This is a genomic window from Chryseobacterium taichungense, from assembly GCF_900109935.1.
Lineage (GTDB): Bacteria > Bacteroidota > Bacteroidia > Flavobacteriales > Weeksellaceae > Chryseobacterium > Chryseobacterium taichungense.
Genome location: NZ_FOBV01000002.1, coordinates 485,557 through 502,320, shown reverse-complemented (window position 1 = coordinate 502,320; position 16,764 = coordinate 485,557). Strand labels below are relative to the sequence as shown.

Annotated in this window: 22 protein-coding genes; 11 read left to right on the top strand and 11 right to left on the bottom strand. The window is 35.8% G+C overall.

All coding sequences use genetic code 11. The features are described 5' to 3' along the window. Positions 1–134: 134 nt before the first annotated feature. The 7 genes from BMW64_RS05870 to BMW64_RS05840 form a co-directional block, all read right to left on the bottom strand. On the bottom strand, positions 135–950 hold the full coding sequence (locus BMW64_RS05870; protein WP_143052646.1) for a hypothetical protein: 816 nt from the start codon (positions 948–950) through the stop codon (positions 135–137). After that, positions 937–1,503 (bottom strand): hypothetical protein, encoded by a 567-nt coding sequence (locus BMW64_RS05865; protein WP_089999080.1) that lies wholly within the window; start codon positions 1,501–1,503, stop codon positions 937–939. Before BMW64_RS05865 ends, BMW64_RS05870 begins: the two co-directional genes overlap by 14 nt. A gap of 19 nt (positions 1,504–1,522) precedes the next feature. After that, positions 1,523–1,924, bottom strand: coding sequence for a hypothetical protein (locus BMW64_RS05860; RefSeq protein ID WP_143052645.1), 402 nt, complete (start codon positions 1,922–1,924; stop codon positions 1,523–1,525). A gap of 12 nt (positions 1,925–1,936) precedes the next feature. After that, on the bottom strand, positions 1,937–2,221 hold the full coding sequence (locus tag BMW64_RS05855) for a hypothetical protein (protein ID WP_228400854.1): 285 nt from the start codon (positions 2,219–2,221) through the stop codon (positions 1,937–1,939). A 354-nt stretch (positions 2,222–2,575) separates the two neighbouring features. Continuing rightward, a complete protein-coding gene (locus BMW64_RS05850) occupies positions 2,576–3,931 on the bottom strand; it encodes a hypothetical protein (protein ID WP_089999077.1) in 1,356 nt (451 codons plus the stop codon). Between the two features lie 281 nt (positions 3,932–4,212). Beyond that, complete coding sequence (locus BMW64_RS05845; RefSeq protein ID WP_089999076.1) at positions 4,213–4,488, bottom strand: helix-turn-helix domain-containing protein; 276 nt, start codon at positions 4,486–4,488, stop codon at positions 4,213–4,215. Between the two features lie 24 nt (positions 4,489–4,512). Beyond that, complete coding sequence (locus BMW64_RS05840; protein WP_089999075.1) at positions 4,513–5,838, bottom strand: phage integrase SAM-like domain-containing protein; 1,326 nt, start codon at positions 5,836–5,838, stop codon at positions 4,513–4,515. A 701-nt stretch (positions 5,839–6,539) separates the two neighbouring features. On the opposite strand from BMW64_RS05840, the gene BMW64_RS20845 reads away from it, so the two are divergent. The 8 genes from BMW64_RS20845 to BMW64_RS05800 all read left to right on the top strand — a co-directional run bounded on the left by BMW64_RS20845 (position 6,540) and on the right by BMW64_RS05800 (position 12,006). After that, complete coding sequence (locus BMW64_RS20845; protein ID WP_089999074.1) at positions 6,540–6,968, top strand: phage integrase SAM-like domain-containing protein; 429 nt, start codon at positions 6,540–6,542, stop codon at positions 6,966–6,968. Positions 6,969–7,719: 751 nt separating this feature from the next. After that, a complete protein-coding gene (locus BMW64_RS20595; RefSeq protein WP_177175241.1) occupies positions 7,720–7,917 on the top strand; it encodes a hypothetical protein in 198 nt (65 codons plus the stop codon). Between the two features lie 280 nt (positions 7,918–8,197). Next, positions 8,198–9,055 (top strand): NAD(P)-dependent oxidoreductase, encoded by an 858-nt coding sequence (locus BMW64_RS05820; protein WP_089999071.1) that lies wholly within the window; start codon positions 8,198–8,200, stop codon positions 9,053–9,055. Positions 9,056–9,101: 46 nt separating this feature from the next. Beyond that, positions 9,102–9,965, top strand: a complete 864-nt coding sequence (locus tag BMW64_RS05815; RefSeq protein ID WP_089999070.1) for a helix-turn-helix domain-containing protein — start codon at positions 9,102–9,104, stop codon at positions 9,963–9,965. Between the two features lie 110 nt (positions 9,966–10,075). Then, a complete protein-coding gene (locus tag BMW64_RS05810; protein ID WP_089999069.1) occupies positions 10,076–10,618 on the top strand; it encodes a YbhB/YbcL family Raf kinase inhibitor-like protein in 543 nt (180 codons plus the stop codon). A gap of 53 nt (positions 10,619–10,671) precedes the next feature. Continuing rightward, positions 10,672–11,190 carry a DinB family protein gene (locus tag BMW64_RS05805; RefSeq protein ID WP_089999068.1) on the top strand — a complete coding sequence of 173 codons (519 nt, stop codon included), beginning with the start codon at positions 10,672–10,674 and terminating at the stop codon, positions 11,188–11,190. A gap of 152 nt (positions 11,191–11,342) precedes the next feature. Next, entirely contained in the window at positions 11,343–11,498 is a 156-nt protein-coding gene (locus BMW64_RS20405; RefSeq protein WP_143052644.1) for a peptidylprolyl isomerase, read from the top strand. Further along, positions 11,479–12,006: a hypothetical protein gene (locus BMW64_RS05800; protein WP_089999067.1), complete on the top strand. Its 528-nt coding sequence runs from the start codon at positions 11,479–11,481 to the stop codon at positions 12,004–12,006. Before BMW64_RS20405 ends, BMW64_RS05800 begins: the two co-directional genes overlap by 20 nt. 90 nt (positions 12,007–12,096) lie before the next feature. Here the strand turns inward: BMW64_RS05800 and BMW64_RS05795 are convergent, their stop codons facing one another. The 3 genes from BMW64_RS05795 to BMW64_RS05785 all read right to left on the bottom strand — a co-directional run bounded on the left by BMW64_RS05795 (position 12,097) and on the right by BMW64_RS05785 (position 14,172). Beyond that, on the bottom strand, positions 12,097–12,645 hold the full coding sequence (locus BMW64_RS05795; protein WP_089999066.1) for a serine hydrolase domain-containing protein: 549 nt from the start codon (positions 12,643–12,645) through the stop codon (positions 12,097–12,099). A gap of 224 nt (positions 12,646–12,869) precedes the next feature. Next, positions 12,870–13,763, bottom strand: coding sequence for a GNAT family N-acetyltransferase (locus tag BMW64_RS05790; protein ID WP_177175240.1), 894 nt, complete (start codon positions 13,761–13,763; stop codon positions 12,870–12,872). A gap of 34 nt (positions 13,764–13,797) precedes the next feature. Next, positions 13,798–14,172 carry a VOC family protein gene (locus BMW64_RS05785; RefSeq protein WP_228400853.1) on the bottom strand — a complete coding sequence of 125 codons (375 nt, stop codon included), beginning with the start codon at positions 14,170–14,172 and terminating at the stop codon, positions 13,798–13,800. 215 nt (positions 14,173–14,387) lie between these two features. On the opposite strand from BMW64_RS05785, the gene BMW64_RS05780 reads away from it, so the two are divergent. From BMW64_RS05780 to BMW64_RS05770, 3 genes are read left to right on the top strand one after another with little or no spacing between them, the layout of a single operon-like run. After that, positions 14,388–14,738 (top strand): ArsR/SmtB family transcription factor, encoded by a 351-nt coding sequence (locus BMW64_RS05780; protein WP_089999064.1) that lies wholly within the window; start codon positions 14,388–14,390, stop codon positions 14,736–14,738. Next, positions 14,710–15,177 carry an SRPBCC family protein gene (locus tag BMW64_RS05775; protein ID WP_089999063.1) on the top strand — a complete coding sequence of 156 codons (468 nt, stop codon included), beginning with the start codon at positions 14,710–14,712 and terminating at the stop codon, positions 15,175–15,177. The genes BMW64_RS05780 and BMW64_RS05775 overlap by 29 nt, the downstream gene beginning before the upstream one ends. A 5-nt stretch (positions 15,178–15,182) precedes the next feature. Further along, positions 15,183–15,764, top strand: coding sequence for a YdeI/OmpD-associated family protein (locus BMW64_RS05770; protein WP_089999062.1), 582 nt, complete (start codon positions 15,183–15,185; stop codon positions 15,762–15,764). Positions 15,765–15,833: 69 nt separating this feature from the next. Here the strand turns inward: BMW64_RS05770 and BMW64_RS05765 are convergent, their stop codons facing one another. Beyond that, entirely contained in the window at positions 15,834–16,547 is a 714-nt protein-coding gene (locus BMW64_RS05765; protein ID WP_089999061.1) for a hypothetical protein, read from the bottom strand. Between the last annotated feature and the right edge of the window lie 217 nt (positions 16,548–16,764).

The following is a 16,764-nucleotide window of genomic DNA, read 5'->3' as shown; positions in this document are numbered from 1 at the left end:
TGAAAATCAGATTTTTAATATACAAAATAACGAATGTATGTCATTACATATATAGAGAAATAAAAATTCCCTCCATTTTTTGAGGGAATTTCTCTTTTCTAAAAACCTCATATAAGGTCTATGCCTGTTTCTATTTATAAAGAATTTTGCTCGGTTACAGTGACTTTATAGTTTGGAATAGTCTGAATTTCTTTAAAATATTTGTCATACCTACGATTTAAAGGAACCATTTTTACAAAGTCTTTCATTTCACCATTAGCCAACTCAGCAAAATGTTTTTCAACAGCATCTCCTAAAGATTCCCCTACAAGTTCTCTGAGATGAGGATTTATAAAATAATTAATACTTAACTTGCCAAAAGTATTAACATTTAAACTTAACTTTGTAAAAGAAGTTATGAATTCCTCTACTCTGAAACGGTTATTCCAATTTTCAGTTTCAGTAAAATTACACTCAATTCGGGTTCTTAAATCAAGAGCCTCAAAATAACCTTGAATTTCAATTAAAAAACCCCTTGTGGTATCGTAGTATTCCTTTGTGATTTTATTCGATTTCTGAGTTTCTAAAGTGGCAAATTTGGCTAGTTTAATATTATGGTACTGCTCTTCATAAAAATTAGCAAACATTACTGGATTCAAATCAGGAATATTTAATTTCATTTCCAGAAACTCAGAAACTATAAGTTTTTCAATATACATACCGTTTGCAAAACCACACTCTCTAAGTGCTGTTCGGTTTTCCTGTATTTCAGTAAGGGCTGGATAAGCCTTTTTATTGGTCACATTTCCTTTTTTATCAATCCCATTCCAAGTTAAATAATCTAACATTACCTTTTGAAAAGGTGAAGGATTGTAATAATGGCACGATGAAACGGGTAAAATGTCACTTTCGTGTTCATCTACTGGAAACAACAAATTTTGAAGCTTGTTATAAAAACTATTCCCTGTCATGGCTATTGTTAGTGTTTTTCTGGCTGTTGGTAACTAATGCTCCGATAATTCCAGCACCAACAATAAGAATAACTACAATCAAAACTGTATTATCGTTACCTTGCTTTGGTGTGTCTAAATCTTTTCTGATGTATGACCCATCTTTTTGCTGGTTGTAATACTGGTCTACATCAATTCTTTCACCCTTAAAAGAAGGTGTATTGTCATCTGGAGAACTAAATGGGTAAACATCACTATTTTGATTGCTGGACTGTACGTTACCAGATTGGTTGTAGTTTCTGTTTTCAGAAGGTTGTGTAGGTTGGTAAACATCATCAAATTTTGGTGTTTCCAGATTTTCAACCATTTCCTGAGACTTTTCTAATTTTTGTCCAATTTTACTCGGTTTATTATTTTTCAAAATCTCATCATCAGCCCTCACACTTTCACTCTGGGTTTCTTTCATTCCAATTACTGGGTCTATTCCAGAAGGTGACTGATTGTAATAATCCTGCTGTGTTTGTGCTTTAACAAGGGCTGTAAACAGCAGTATAGGTAATAATAACTTTTTCATATTCAGTGATTTTAAATTATTATTCTTTGTCTAAAGTAATGTTATTAACCCCATTCAGCCATTGAATTTTAGTAGCACTAATCTTTTTGAACTTATAAGAACCACTGGAAGCACCTGCTGTAATGATAAAGTTATAATCAGTATTTGTTATTGTCTCATCAACTTTGGCAGTTTGTCCCGTACTTGCTGCTTGTTCTAAAACAGTTTTGTAACTGGTGTATGGAGTTACCAGAATAAAGTCATCATTTTTAAAAATAAAATAACTTGTTGTAGTTCCAGTAATCCTCCATGTGCCTACATATTCCTGAGGAACGTGGAAGTATTGAACTGTGGTATTCTGTTGAACTGTACTGTCATCATCACTACTGGAACAACTAATAAAAGACATTCCAATGAAAAGTGTAAATAAAATCTTTTTCATTTTGTTTTGATTTTAGTTACCTGAACTTTGCATTATCGTTTGCATTTTTGAAGATTCCATAAAGGTAGTTCCAGCCTGTTTGTAAACCATTCTCTTACCACAAACCTCTAAGGCATAAGAACCACTTCCTAAACCTTTAACTTTGTCAATAATCTTAATGTTTTCAACAGGACAACCCTGTTCAACTGATACGATTTTGATTAGTTTACTTTCAGTAGTTCCTGTTGTTCCTCTGGAAATTGCTCCACATGAAGTAATAACGAATGCAGTTGTAACTGCAAGAAATAAATGTTTCATAAATTGAATTTTATTGTTCATAATTTTTTAGTCATAAACAACAAAAAAAGCAAGGGAAAATCCATGCTTTAGTTTAGAGGGCTCTGCAAAGCCTGACACATAAAACAGGACACCCTTGCCAGATATGACAGGGTGTTAACTGTTTCCTTTTTTGTGTCAATATGAATTTGCAGATTCTCTAAACCAAAAGGTAACCGTTTACACTTTTTTCGTTGAAGTAAGCAACAAAGATAATCAATTATTCAATTCAATTTTTATAAAATAACTTTTGTGTTGTTTTCAGAATGATAGAAACCTTTTCATGGGAATTTCTTAATACTGGAATCCAGCAACAGAAAACTTAATAATCATGTTTTAACTGTTTATTTGAGGTTTAACCCCGTTTGCTTCCAGCATCATGGATTGAATGAGTTCTTTTAAATGGGTTCTTTCAGCCCAGTATTCAGTTGTCATAATGCTGTCATGTATTGTAAATAAAGGCATTTTGGGGTATAGCTGGCTTAGTTTTTTGGTTACTACATCTAAAATGCAATGAGCTTCCTCGTTTTGCATTAACTTGCTTAGATACTTGTAGTTGTTCTTTTTCAACTCTTTCAGGAAGGCTGAGAAATAAGGAAATTTTTCATCAAATATTTTAAGGTCTGAATCATGCTTGTACAGGTGACTGTTGGTATCTATGTAGAATAATCTCAGGATAAGTTTCTTTGTTAGCTCCCTTTCATTTTCATAGGTAACTGTTTTCTTTTCCCTGTTTTTACCTCTTCCAACCCACTCATTCCTTGTCAGTGCTATTTTTCTTCCCTCAAATAATACTTTTGATATTTCAGTGTAAAAGTCCTCATTAAGAATCCAGTTTTTAATCTTACTATACTCCTTTTTAAACCCTGATAAATAGAGGTGGTTTTTAACATTCTCGAACATTAGGGTATCTATTGTAGAATATAACCTCTCCACAAGTACTACCAGAAAGTAGGGCTGGCTACACCTAATATCTAGGTTAACCAGCTTTTCTCCATCAAATTTAAGGAAAGGTCTTAATTTTTTTGACAAATTTGTCAAAGGGGTGTGCAATCTGTTATCTGAATATTTGTTTCTAGTGAACCAATATTCATTATTTTTAAGCTTTTCTATTCCCAGAAGGTAAGATTGTCTTTTTAGAAACTCAGGCTCTTTTTGAGCTTCTAAAATGGCTTGTTCGGAATCAATTTCCAGACCTTCATAAAACCATTTCACTAAATGAGTGCATTTCTCATCGTTTCCCGTGTGCTTTTCAATGAGTTCAAAGTTTTTTAAATTTCGTAGGTTGCTTACATCTATTTTTACGAACTCATTGCAATCAATTTCCGAATCGTAAATAAACCTGAAGGAATTGGCTCTGTTCTTATTTGTGGAGTAAATTCTTTTTTCCAGTATTCCATTGTCTGTGAAATATCCAAAGTACTTTCTGTAATTATAGAAATAGTGTTCCAGCAATTTGGAATCCAGAGAAACGAATCCCCCGAAACACTCATCAAAATTGGGGTTTATAAACCTTCTGATAGCAATTAGATTTAGGAAATAGAATGCTAAAGAATTGTTAAAATTGAATGTTGGTGGGTTATTCAGAATTGAGTTCTCCAATTTACTGACAATGAATTTTGGTAGAGATATGTATTTAGTTATTCTGGCAGGTCTTTTCTCAAAACCTCGTTTTGTTTTTATCTTGTTCATTTTGACTTCTTTTGTTTAAAACAAAAGCCTAACCTCCTTGAATGTTGAAATTCAAGGTTTTTGACTCTTTTTTATAATTGTTTAAGAAAATTTTAAGAGAAAAAAGACATAGCATTGGCTGTACAAAGTATTTTACTATGTCTTTTTGTTGGTTTAAATTTGAGTTAAAGTGTTGTTTCCAATGGTAGGGATTAGGTGAGAATCATCATTAAAAATGGGTTCTCTCATACTGGAAACAAAAAAGGAATCCCACAGACAATGAAGTGGAATTAAGCAGTTTTCTAATTGATAGCAACTAAAGCTCCTTGAATATCAATGTGTTTATAATACACCCTATCCCCAATGCCAAAGGCTTTAATCTTTCCTTCTTTAGTCCATCGGGTCAAAGTACTGGGGCTAATCCCTAGGTACTTAATTGTCTGCTCTCTTGTGTAAATTCTATCTTCATCAATTATTCTTGATTCAAACCAGTGTGCCCACTCGATAAGCCCCTTTTTTACTTCTTCTCTAATGATTTCTTGAATGTTGTTTTTGTTTGTTACGATAATGTCACTCATAATAATAAATTTGTTTTTTAATGTTTATAAATATTCTGCTAGTGCTAATGATTGTTGCTCCTCAATTTTCCCAATGTACTTTAGTAGCATGGCTTCTGATGAATGCCCTGTAGCTCTCATTAATAAGGGTGTTGGGATTGTTCCGAAGTTGTTGGATGCAAAGCTTCTCCTTCCTGTGTGGCTACTGATTAATTTGTACTTAGGGTACATTCCTTTTACTTTTCTTCTTTTGTTCTTTGATTTTAAGGTCTGTATTTTCTGTTTAGAATCTTTGCCTTCCTCAATAGATAAAGAACCTTCAACCTCTTCATCAATACCAACGTATTCACAAACCTTTTTGATGTGCTCATTGTATCGGGGTTCTGACATCTTTCGGGGGAAATCCCAGTCCCTTTTCTCTAAGATTTTAATAATTTTCTCATGGAGAGGTAAAAGCATTTGCTTTTTTGTTTTTTCCTGAACGAACTCTATAAAATATTTTTCTTTGTCCAGAATATACTTTTTGGTTATCATGCTGGTATTGAATCTCATAAAATCAGAAATCCTTTGTCCTGAATAGCAGGAAATTAAAAGCCAGTCCTTTGCTGCTTCCAGATGTTCATCAGAAAATTTACTTTCCTCAATAAGTTCAAGTTCCTGTGGAGTCAGTATAACAAACATTGTTTTCTCTGTCACACATTTAATTCTACTCAAACCGTGATAAATAGGATAACCGTTGGCTTGTGCATGGTATAAGATTGTTTTAATGAATTTAAAATTCCTCTCAAAATAGTTTGCTGAGTACTTTTCTACATTAAGACAATACTTTTCAAAATCATTTTTGAAATCAGTGTCAATGTCCATCAATAGTAAGTCTTTGAGTTTTTTAAACTTGCTGTAACGTTCAATAATAGCCTTAATGCTGTTAACCTTTGTAACATAGTCCTCACTTATACTGGAACCTTTCGAGTTAATGAAGGTCTCAAAGTAGTCTACAAAACTCTGTTTGCTTAAATCCTCTGTTTCTATAACAACTGGAAATATCAGCCCTTTCAAAGTCTGGGCATTAAATGTCTCTGAGGCTTTATAAACATCCTCAATCTCTTTCCTTAGCTCTGATAACCTATAATTAACTTTTGTGTTTTCAAGAATCCTCTTTTTGATTTCAGCACCCCTACGGTCAACCATTTTGCCATTTTTAAGCTCCTTAAAGCTCTCCAATAGATAACCTTCTTCCGAATTCCAATCCGAAAGATTTGTTACTTCTTTAGTGGTTGATACCAAATCGAGCTTTCTCCCAGCTCTTACTCGTACATAAATTGAATTTGAAACCTCCTTAGGATTTTTAATAAAAAATTTCACTTTTAACATATAATATAATTTAAAAAATTGTTTTCCTGTATATTCTTTAACATAGAGGTGGAGAATTCTTTAAACTTTTATATGAAAAGTTTACAGAGTAAAAATCTGCACCTTTGTTGATTCGTTAGAACCTTGCTTGTTAGCCAAATCATTGTTCCACCTTGCCAGTTTGGTCTGGTAGGTTGGCATAACATAAGTGATTACTTATGTTAACTCTAAAGATTTAATGAAAGAACATATTCTGTATCTTAAATACGGATGCAAATATATGAAAAATCATTGAATTGTGCAAATTTTTAACAAAATTTAACTTAAAACATTTTGTCAGATTAATTAATCTATTATATTATAGCCAGATTGTATAATCTAATAAAAAATCAAATGTCTAATACTTATTTTTATGTTGAAAGAAAAGATGTCTTTACCCACCGTATTCCCACATTTATGATTAGATATACATTTATATGAATACTCATCATCTAATGAAATCTACCATAACGTTGATTAACAGGGCATAAAAGGTAATAACTAACTTATAAAAGTCATCGTATTAGAACCTCACTCTCCGCCAGGTTAGAAACCAAAATAAGCTAAAACGCTGTAAGCATCAATGTTTACAGCGTTTTTTGTTTTAACGCAGTATCAAAAAAAACCAAAATAGGTCACGATTTATATGACCTATTTCGTGTCCCATTCAAAAAAATACAAAAATGGGTCACGAAAAATCAGGGAAAGCCCGACCAATAGGCAGTCTAACGATTGTACATCTTGCAAAAAGTGGTCAGGATTATGCCCCAGGAACATTGGAGCGTTATAAAACATCTTTAAAACAGACACAGGAATTCATCACTTGGAAGTACAAGGTTTCTGATATTGACATCACAGAAATCGATCACGGTTTTGTCAGTTATTATGATTTCTGGCTACGCAGTGTGCGTAAATTTGGAAACAATACGGCTATGAAATACCTTAAAAATTTCAAAAAGATCATCCGATTATGTATGGCGCACGGTTGGATCACCAAAGATCCTTTTCTAGGTTACAAAGCAAAGATCAAAGCTGTGGAACGTCCTTACCTTACTAAAGAAGAAATTAAGATGATCTATGAAAAGGAATTTACATCAGACCGATTGAACTAGGTTCGGGATATTTTTCTTTTCAGTTGCTACACTGGCCTGGCTTATGTGGATGTCAAGCAACTGTCAAAATCTAACATAAACGTCGGAATTGATGGCGACCAATGGATTTTTATCCATATCAAAACTACTCAGCATTATGCAAAGATTTTGGATAAGAAAGTGAGTGTTGATATGGCGGTTTTAAGTTTTTTACACAGGGATTGTATGATGAGGTTGAAGTTAAAGCAATCAGGTTCTTTACACTAAAATTTTTAATGAACAAGCATCCGGTTAACAGTAAACTGTACAATCTGAAGATTACAATATTTGAGAGAAAATATACAATATTCGTATTTGCTCTGGCGTTCCTTTTTGAGCTTTTAACTTTATAATAATAAAAATAATTACTAAAAATATAATATTATGAACCCGATCTTAATCGAATTTTATTTCTATAAGACGCAGTCTATATTCCCGACATATCAATAGGATTACGAGAACTATCAAAAAATATATGATACTTTCTCATTTGATACAGATTTTAATAATTCTGTTTTCAATAATTTTACTAAACCATTCTCGTTTTTTTTCGAGAATCAACAGTTAGCGACTTTTACAATTCTTGGATAATGGAAGGATGTGGAGATCACGTAAAATTCCACGTAGAATTTGACAATGTCCTATTCTTTTATTTATATGGCTCGATAAAAAGTTATCTTCCAGAATTTTACGATTCTCTTTGGAGGCAAATTTTGGACAATATATGACTGAAATGGGTTATCATATACCTATAGAGTTCTACAGAGAACGTTATATTTACCTAAAACTCAATCCTACGATTTTCGAAGTTTTTAAATTCCTTATCGAAACAAGAAGCAATTTTTCAAAACAACAGCGCGAATATGTGATCCTTAACATTGACCTTTTGAGATCTTATGATTTAGAATTCGCAAAATATAAATTTATTTAACTGAGAAAATTGCGGCAAGGCTGTAGAGGGTTTATACTTTCAAAGGTTCCTGCTCGATGTAAACTAGGTTCGATTTAAGATGGTTTTTATGAAATTTTAATTAAACGCAAATTCCTATCTGTTTAAACTCAACAAAATATAAGTAGCACTGAACTTCCAGCAACACTTTTCGACCGTTCAGCACTCTGTTTCATCAGATAAAACATCTATCTTTACTGTTGGTTTATTTGAGTTGATAAGCCTAAAAAAATATAGAATACCACTTTTAGATAAAATAGCAATGAATATAGGATGGATCGGTCTAGGAACGATGGGAAAACCAATGGTCAAAAGATTACTGGAGCAAAACCATCATGTTACGGTTTTTAATCGTACAATTGAAAAATCAGCTGAGGTCGTAGATTTAGGCGCATCAGCAGTACAAACTCCTTTAGAAGTTGTGTCAAAAAGTGACTGCATTTTCATTATGGTTTCTGATGATGAAGCTGTACACGAGATTTTTTCAGGCGCGGACGGATTGCTTACAGGAGAGCTTTCAGGCAAAGTATTCATCAATATGAGCACGGTATCGCCGGGTATCAACAGATCACTTGCGGAAATTGTAAATGAAAAGGGAGCAACACTTATTGACGCCCCGGTGTCGGGAAGCGTTATGCAGGCCGAACAGGGACAGCTGGTCATTCTGGGCGGAGGAGACGAGAAGGTATTTGACGAGTTAACCCCTCTTTTTGATATTCTGGGAAAAATGTCAATATATGTTGGACTGTCAGGATCCGGAAATGAGCTGAAACTCATCATCAACAGCTTACTGGCCATCATCACTCAAGGGTTCGCAGAAGCGTTATTGGCAACAGAGTCTAAAGGTATCGAACTTGATAAGTTTTTGACTCTGATTAACAACAGCGCCCTTTCCAATATCTTTTTAAAAGCCAAGGGCGATATGCTCACCAGCGGAAATTATAATGCTGCTTTTGCACTCAAGCATCTTGCCAAAGACCTCAATTTAGCAAAACAAGAGAATATTCTTAGGGATATGGGAAATCTGGCATTACAGAACTTTCAATCAGCAGCCGTTCATTACGGTGATCAGGATGTGATTGCCATCAAGAAGTCTTTGGATGACAACAACGCATCTTAACAAAATTCAGAACGATCCGTTTAATTAGAAATATAACTTTCTTACTATGGCAGAACTCATATTACCTAAGGGTTTAAGCTCTCAGACTAATGCCGAAAGGAAGGTGTTTGCATTTTCATATGAATCTAAAAAACCGAGCATCAAATCCCGCATCATTCTGGACTGGCACCTGTTCAGTTTTCTGTTGGAAGGTGAAAAGGTGGTCAGCTATGCATCCGGAACAAAGGGCATTGATAATACTTCATTCTTTTTTCTGCCTTACGGCAACTGCCTGATGAGTGAGAAACTGGCTCAGGACGGGCAATATAAAAGTGTATTGTTATTTGTGACAAAAGAGGTTTTCAAGGATTTCTTTAATAGCTATCCGGCATCAAAAAATTCTAATGTAAAGAGCTATCATCAACTGGAAGTAGAACCGAGATCGATTAAGAAAGATGATTATATCGACAACTTTATTGCCGGTCTCCAGATTGTCCTGAGCAATCAAAATTTAAATACCGACCATGTTATGCGTCTGAAGTTTGAAGAACTTATGATGTATCTTATACAGCAGGATGAATCCCTGCTCCCCTACTTCCGATCGATATGTGAAGAATGGGACGAAGATGCATTGATCAGAAAGATCGTTAATATCCACATGGATAGTGGCGTAACCGTGGAAGAATTGGCCTTTCTCTGTAACATGAGCATCTCCACATTCAAGAGAAAATTCAACAAGATCTTTAATGACGCTCCCAAACAATGGTTTTTCAAATCCCGTATGCAAAAGGCCGCCGGACTACTGAAACAGCAAGGATTAAAAGCCAGTGAGATCTATGAGGATCTCGGATATGAAAATCTATCCAGCTTTGTACAGGCTTTTAAAAAAGTATATGGCGTTACCCCTAAACAATACCAACTCTCAGAATGAGCTTTCAGCAACACTTTTTGAATTGTTAGCTCAATAAGATCAAGAATTTAGGTCTGTAACTTTGTTAAATATTAGTCATTAAACATTTAACAAATTAAAACAGATCAAAAATGAGAACATCATTCTTAACATTCGTGATAGCTGTTATCATGACCACAGCCACATTTGCCCAAACATTTACCCTTAAGAGCAAAGAACTGGGAGGACAGCTCACCAACAAGCACTATCTGAACGGAATGGGTTATACCGGTGAGAATAAATCTCCGGAACTCTATTGGGAAAATGCTCCTGAAGGAACAAAAAGCTTTGCAGTAACCATGTACGATCTTGATGCGCCTACGGGCAGTGGTTTCTGGCACTGGGTGGTTTTTAACATTCCTGCCAATGTTACCGAGTTGAAGTCTGACGCCGGAAATATTTCTTCAAAACTCATGCCTGCACAGGCCATCCAGAGCAATACGGATATGGGAACGCCAGGCTATGCCGGAGCAGCACCGAATGAAGGTCCAGCCCACCGATACCTGATCACCGTTTATGCATTAAACAAAACATTGGATCTCAATAAAAATGCTACACCGGCCTATGTAGGGTTCAATATGTTCTTTTCTACCATCGAAAAAGCATCCATAATCGTTTACGGAAAAAAGAAATAAGTAATGCTAATGGCGCAGCAACTTGTACTTTCAACCCATTAAAAATTTAAGAAATGACAAAAAAGTATTTTACAGAATTAGTTAATTACAATAATTGGACAGATGCAAAGATCATGGAATGGTTGAATCAGATCGACGAAGAGCAATGGACACGACCAATTTCAAGTAGCTTTAACAGTATCAGAGAAACAGCTATTCATATGGTAAGTGCAAAAAAGATATGGATAGACTTTTGGAACAAAGCTTCTGATCCGGTGTACTTGTCTAAGACGTTTGAAGGTACTAAGGAGGATCTGATTAAAGTTTGGGAAAAATTATCGGTCGACTTACGAATGGTTATTAAAAACTATCCGGAAGAATTATATATGGATCCTGTTACGTTTATCTATCCTAACGGAAAACAGAGTCAGATGATATTTTGGGAAACGTTTCTCCATTTCATCAACCATGCCACTTACCATCGTGGGCAATTGGTAACACTTTTAAGACAAACAGGTTTTACCAACTTTGCAAATACAGATCTGGCAACTTATTTCATCAACACAGGTATTAAATCATCCGATTACAGATAGCAGAATAAGCAATAACCGTTTTGGTTAGAAATAACCATTGATCTGATATCGCTGATTATGATATCTTTGCTTTTAGCAATGAAGAAATTGTCTATCCACAGATATTTTGATGTAGCGTTACAAAACGGTAAAGGAGGTAATCAATCACTTGAATGACGGACCCCAATATCGACTGGTGGCCTAATGCAGCCGGCAGTCATTTTTTCCTAACCGATGCCGGGGGAAACTCAGCAACGATTGCCTTGCTGAACGGTAAGTATACGGTTTCTAACCAATCAGGACATGCCGATGCCCCTCCTTTGCAATAACCAATACCATAAGGATCTGACAGCTGCTAAAAAGTTTGATTTTCTTGGCGGACATGAAAAGTTTGATTTTGAACAAAGTAAAAAATGGGAAGACCGCTATAACCGCGCTTATTATATGCTGAAAAATTATACGTATGATGAAAAGCCTGTAGTCTATGCCTGGAATATATTAAATTCAATACATCCCGGCGAATGGCAGACGGTTATCGATACCAGGACCATGAATCTGTATTTCAGATCGGATCTTAAAAAGGAGATAAAGACCATCGATATCAAAAAGCTGAATTTTTCCAAAAGTGCTGCTGTAAAGTATTTAGATATTCATACTGATCAAACCGGACTGGTCAACGATCGATTTCAAAATCTTACGGTTGATAAAAATAATGAATATGTTGAGAAAGGATTTCCAATTGGTTATGATAATAAAGAGTTTGGAAATTCAAGCCTATTCGAAAATCTAAAAAAGAACATTGCCGAATTTTTTACTACCATTTTGCCAAAATCTTGAAGCCTGATTCTTGCAATAATGTAAAAGATAACTGTTAAATCAGCGACAGCTCGTTTTAATTATCCCATCGGAAAGCAAAAAAGCTACTAACTATTTCTTGAAAGAAGGCAGAATATACTTTTCAATCAGCTCATCACTCGGAGACTGGGAATTATAGTTTCCGCCGGTAATTACCACCACCATATCCAGGTCCTGAAAAATGTAGATCTTCTGTCCGCCATTTCCCTGCGCACCGTCCGAATCAAGATATTTGTTCCACCACAGATAACCGTAGTTAACACCCTGCACCACTGAATGCTTTTTCAGGGACTGCTCTACCCATTCTGAAGAAATGATCTGCTTTCCATTCCAATTTCCTTTATTTAAATAAAGCTGCCCGAACTTCACCATTTCCCTTGGTGTAAGGTACAGCTGGCAAAATGTTTCTGCGCTCGCTTTTGTCGGTTCAAAGTTCCAGACGTAATTATCAATGCCAAGCGGTTTAAATAGATTAATTGCCATAGGATTTACCGGCTCCATAAGCATATCTTCCTTTAGATAAATCAGGTTGACGGTAACATTGAGCTTAAGTGCATTACTGAAAATCCCAATGACTGATGTGGGAGAATATACCGGATAATTAGTTTCCTGTTCTGACATATGATTGAATATCCTATATGAAGATGCATAACAAAGATATTGTTATTTACAATGAAATAAAAGTTATCGGAAGCAAGCTCCGACATTCCTGTACTTAATCTGGATCATCAAATGAACGGAAAGTCAAGATATTTCTGGTCACACTTTATTAATTTAGCAATAACACCTACCTACGCCAGATATTAAATAATAAACAGAAATTTTGTAAATAACTCAATTTCTGATCAAGCATTATGATCTCCGTCTTCCCAGACCACATGTGCGATTTTCCAGCCGTCACCATTCTTCACAAAATGAAACAACTTATGGCCGCTGCCTTCAAAGACATTTCCGTGCATTAATCCCTTTTTCCTGAATTTTGAATAGCGTTGCGCTATATTCCCTGTAATTTTGGTTTCATGATCTATTTCAAATTCAGTGAACTGCTGCAATGTCCCATCCGTCAGTATTTTTCTCCTGGGTTCGACAAAGGATTCCAGACTATAAATCTCTGAGTGCCTACCCGTTTGTTTAATAATGCCTGCAGAAGACGTACACATTTTAAATATCCGCCTAAGATCCGGTTCTCCAGAAGTATTGTCGAAGAGACTGAAGAAAGAACGGGTGAGTTTCCCGATTTCTGCCCGATCTGAACTTAGCGCGTATTTGACATACGTTTTTCCGCCTTCATTCAAAATACCTTCATAACTGAAACCGAGCTTTTCAAGGAGCCTGATTGACCGGCTGTTATCTTCGGTGGTAATCGCAAGTAGTTTATCCATCATTACCTGCTCAGGAAGCGCATCCAAAATACTGGTGGTCGCTTCGAAAGAATAACCCTTACCTGTATATTCCGCAAGGAATGCAAATCCTATATCATAATAATCCAGATAGTCCCGTTTAACAAGTGTGATAATTCCCACGGGCTGGGCATCTGTTCTTTGCCTGACTGTCCAATACCTTACTTGTGGATTATCAATAATCTTTTTAACATAGGTAATTGCATCTTCTAAGGTTCTTATATTTCTGTCACCGATAAATCCCAGCCATCTCGGAGAGTTGACCAGTTTAAAAATAAACTCGTGATCGTTGTCATGAAGTTCATGGAGTAAAAGTCTCTCCGTTAAAATTTCTTTCATTGCTGACATAAAGCTGTAGATATATGTTATACCATTATTTCTTGTTATCCGTTTTGTGCTGGAGGACATTTATGAGTTTCCCGAATGGGTCACGAACATAAATCCGTCGCACATTCCACGGTTCATCTGCCGGTCCATACTCAACAGAAAATCCTTGTTTCTTCATATGCTGATATACTGCATCAACATCATTCACCTCTATAGAAAGATCCGGAACTTCAGTCCCGGAGCCGCCTTCTACTGCGAAGCTCAGCTGCACATCCATCTTTTCATCACTGCCGTATGTTGTGATCCATCCATGGTCCATCAAGATGTCGAGCCCGAGTATGTCACCATAAAAAATTTTGGCAGCTGTCGTTTCAGATGTTCTGATATTGGCAACAATCCTTTTTACAATTATAGATTTCATGTAAAATACAATTATAAAGATTAGTGTAACTAATATAGCTATTTCTTATCATATTGCATCGAACGAATATGATTTGTATCCGTAACATAAGTCTATACACTCCAGGGTTAAGCGTTTATTTTGACGTTGATGATCTAAAATACATGTAATGTAATAATAAAATTATTTGTGTAGTCAAATAACTACATTTATATTTGTAGCCAAATGACTTCATAATGAATTTAAGACGGGATGTATTTCAAGCCATTGCGGATCCTACGAGAAGAGCTATACTGCTGATGCTAGCATCACAATCGATGACCGCCGGAGCTATTGCTGCTCAGTTCAACACTGCAAGACCAACAGTTTCAAAGCATCTACAGATTCTTACAGAATGTGAACTGTTAGAGAAAAAACAGTCAGGCAGAGAAATCAATTACCAGATCAACGCGGCAGGAATGAAGGAGGTAGCAGCCTTTATAGAGCCTTTCCGGCAAATGTGGGACGACAGATTTAACAAATTAGAAACAGTAATGAAAAACTTTAAAATAAATAGCAATGGAGAAAAAAACGGTAGTAAAAGCTGAAGAGAACAAACAGGAACTTGTCATTACCAGGGAATTTGATCTGCCTGTCGAGCTGCTGTTCAGAGCTTACAGTGATCCGGAACTTTTGGAACAATGGATGGAAACAAAGGTGCTGAAGATGGAGAATAAGCAGCATGGATCCTACATATTCGAAACATCACGCAATGGAAACGTAGTCTTTCGTGCCAATGGAACTATTCACGAATTTTTACCTGACGAGAAAATAACGCGGACATTCGAGATGGAAAACACATTATTCCCCGTTCAACTGGATTTCTTACATTTTGAAAAGTTAACCGAGGATACCAGTATGTTGACCATACATATGCTGTTCAAATCTGTCGCTTTCAGAGATCAACTGATGCAAATGCCTTTTGCGCAAGGTATCAATTGGGCACATAACAGGTTACAGGAAATTATAAAAGACTACAAACAATAATAGAAATGAAAAATCCTAAAGTTGAATGGTTTTTTGGTAAACAGGGAGAATGGCAGGCATGCTACAGATCTTTAAGGGACATCGTATTGCACTTTGGCCTGACCGAAGAGCTAAAATGGGGCTGCCCCTGCTACACAAATGAAAAAAATAATGTTGTTTTAATACACGGTTTCAGAGAATATTGCGCACTGCTGTTCATGAAGGGTGCATTAATGAGTGACCCCGAAAACATTTTGGTGCAACAAACGCCAAATGTTCAGTCTGCAAGACAAATGCGATTTATAAACCTTGAATCAATTATCAAAAACAGGAAGTTAATTGAACTGTACGTTGAAGAAGCAATTAAAATTGAAAAAGCTGGCTTGAAAGTATCAAAGAAAACCACATCCGACTATGAAATACCAGAGGAATTCCGAACGGTATTAGCAGATAACCCTTACGTAAAGCAAGCATTCGATAAATTGACGCCGGGAAGACAGCGTGGTTATCTCTTATATTTTTCAGGAGCTAAACAAGCGAAAACGAGAATGGAAAGAATTACTAGATGCATCTCTAATATTCTTGAATATAAGGGCTTAAATGATTGATGCTTATCGTTTAGAGATTTACTGACAGATCAGACAATCGCAAGGTGAATAGTACTTTGAACACTTTGATTACTTCTCTTTCACATTACCATTTTCATCCAAAGCCTGAAATATCGGTTCATTTTTTTTATCGATGAAGATGCGTAACCTTGGACGGCCTTTTGTGTCGGTGAGGAATAGTCCAACTTCACCACTCTTGTTTTTCCCAAGGAACATCCTTTGGGCAAGGTGTCCTTCTGCTTTAAACCGCCTGAGTCCCTGCGCATATGCACTGGTATCTTTCAACTTTTTAAGGGAATCAAAATAGCTGATCTGACCCGAAAGCGGCAGCTCGTCACGGTCATTAAGAGTAAATCCATAACTTCTGGCGGGTTTACCGGAACTGTTTTCCTGATCGTAACTTATGGTCATTATCTGGTCGTTCTTGTACTGGTCCATAGTCATAAACATGGCTGCCTCTTTCTTATTGCCGTTATAACCCAGCCCTCCGCATTCATCGCCTTCATCATTAAAAAATAAAAGTCCGGCAGGCCGATCTCTTTCCGGAAGGTCTTTGTTATCCATACGCCCCGGATGCTGACGGGCGCGGTTACTGATAACCATACGTAGCGTGCCATCCGCTTCGACAATATTTATTCTTTCAACAGTTAGCTCTTTATTGTTGCTGCTTCCTATGAAATAACATACCGAAATCATTGCAAATAATAAAATAGTGACGCAGATACAATATCTTTTCAATATGGTAACCTGTTTTGATAATTCTTCAACAGATGTATTTCGCATAAATGATCTTAATAAACTGAAATATACAAATTTAGATCAATGTCAGCAAAAATGGAAAACCTTAATATGAAATCAAATTGACCACTTTCCAATTTAAGGTTTACACTTATTTGATTTTCAATCAAAGATCCCCAAATTTTTAATGTGTCTGAAAATTCATTTATCTTTCCCATTTAGTGAAAAGGAAGAAACCATTGTCAATTACAAAAAATAGGGA

What these genes read in the sequence shown, in the direction of transcription:
- BMW64_RS05870 (WP_143052646.1), bottom strand. Translation starts at nt 950, where the DNA reads ATGACAGGGAATAGTTTTTATAACAAGCTTCAAAATTTGTTGTTTCCA.
- BMW64_RS05865 (WP_089999080.1), bottom strand. Translation starts at nt 1,503, where the DNA reads ATGAAAAAGTTATTATTACCTATACTGCTGTTTACAGCCCTTGTTAAA.
- BMW64_RS05860 (WP_143052645.1), bottom strand. Translation starts at nt 1,924, where the DNA reads ATGAAAAAGATTTTATTTACACTTTTCATTGGAATGTCTTTTATTAGT.
- BMW64_RS05855 (WP_228400854.1), bottom strand. Translation starts at nt 2,221, where the DNA reads ATGAAACATTTATTTCTTGCAGTTACAACTGCATTCGTTATTACTTCA.
- BMW64_RS05850 (WP_089999077.1), bottom strand. Translation starts at nt 3,931, where the DNA reads ATGAACAAGATAAAAACAAAACGAGGTTTTGAGAAAAGACCTGCCAGA.
- BMW64_RS05845 (WP_089999076.1), bottom strand. Translation starts at nt 4,488, where the DNA reads ATGAGTGACATTATCGTAACAAACAAAAACAACATTCAAGAAATCATT.
- BMW64_RS05840 (WP_089999075.1), bottom strand. Translation starts at nt 5,838, where the DNA reads ATGTTAAAAGTGAAATTTTTTATTAAAAATCCTAAGGAGGTTTCAAAT.
- BMW64_RS20845 (WP_089999074.1), top strand. Translation starts at nt 6,540, where the DNA reads ATGGGTCACGAAAAATCAGGGAAAGCCCGACCAATAGGCAGTCTAACG.
- BMW64_RS20595 (WP_177175241.1), top strand. Translation starts at nt 7,720, where the DNA reads ATGGGTTATCATATACCTATAGAGTTCTACAGAGAACGTTATATTTAC.
- BMW64_RS05820 (WP_089999071.1), top strand. Translation starts at nt 8,198, where the DNA reads ATGAATATAGGATGGATCGGTCTAGGAACGATGGGAAAACCAATGGTC.
- BMW64_RS05815 (WP_089999070.1), top strand. Translation starts at nt 9,102, where the DNA reads ATGGCAGAACTCATATTACCTAAGGGTTTAAGCTCTCAGACTAATGCC.
- BMW64_RS05810 (WP_089999069.1), top strand. Translation starts at nt 10,076, where the DNA reads ATGAGAACATCATTCTTAACATTCGTGATAGCTGTTATCATGACCACA.
- BMW64_RS05805 (WP_089999068.1), top strand. Translation starts at nt 10,672, where the DNA reads ATGACAAAAAAGTATTTTACAGAATTAGTTAATTACAATAATTGGACA.
- BMW64_RS20405 (WP_143052644.1), top strand. Translation starts at nt 11,343, where the DNA reads ATGACGGACCCCAATATCGACTGGTGGCCTAATGCAGCCGGCAGTCAT.
- BMW64_RS05800 (WP_089999067.1), top strand. Translation starts at nt 11,479, where the DNA reads ATGCCCCTCCTTTGCAATAACCAATACCATAAGGATCTGACAGCTGCT.
- BMW64_RS05795 (WP_089999066.1), bottom strand. Translation starts at nt 12,645, where the DNA reads ATGTCAGAACAGGAAACTAATTATCCGGTATATTCTCCCACATCAGTC.
- BMW64_RS05790 (WP_177175240.1), bottom strand. Translation starts at nt 13,763, where the DNA reads ATGAAAGAAATTTTAACGGAGAGACTTTTACTCCATGAACTTCATGAC.
- BMW64_RS05785 (WP_228400853.1), bottom strand. Translation starts at nt 14,172, where the DNA reads ATGAAATCTATAATTGTAAAAAGGATTGTTGCCAATATCAGAACATCT.
- BMW64_RS05780 (WP_089999064.1), top strand. Translation starts at nt 14,388, where the DNA reads ATGAATTTAAGACGGGATGTATTTCAAGCCATTGCGGATCCTACGAGA.
- BMW64_RS05775 (WP_089999063.1), top strand. Translation starts at nt 14,710, where the DNA reads ATGGAGAAAAAAACGGTAGTAAAAGCTGAAGAGAACAAACAGGAACTT.
- BMW64_RS05770 (WP_089999062.1), top strand. Translation starts at nt 15,183, where the DNA reads ATGAAAAATCCTAAAGTTGAATGGTTTTTTGGTAAACAGGGAGAATGG.
- BMW64_RS05765 (WP_089999061.1), bottom strand. Translation starts at nt 16,547, where the DNA reads ATGCGAAATACATCTGTTGAAGAATTATCAAAACAGGTTACCATATTG.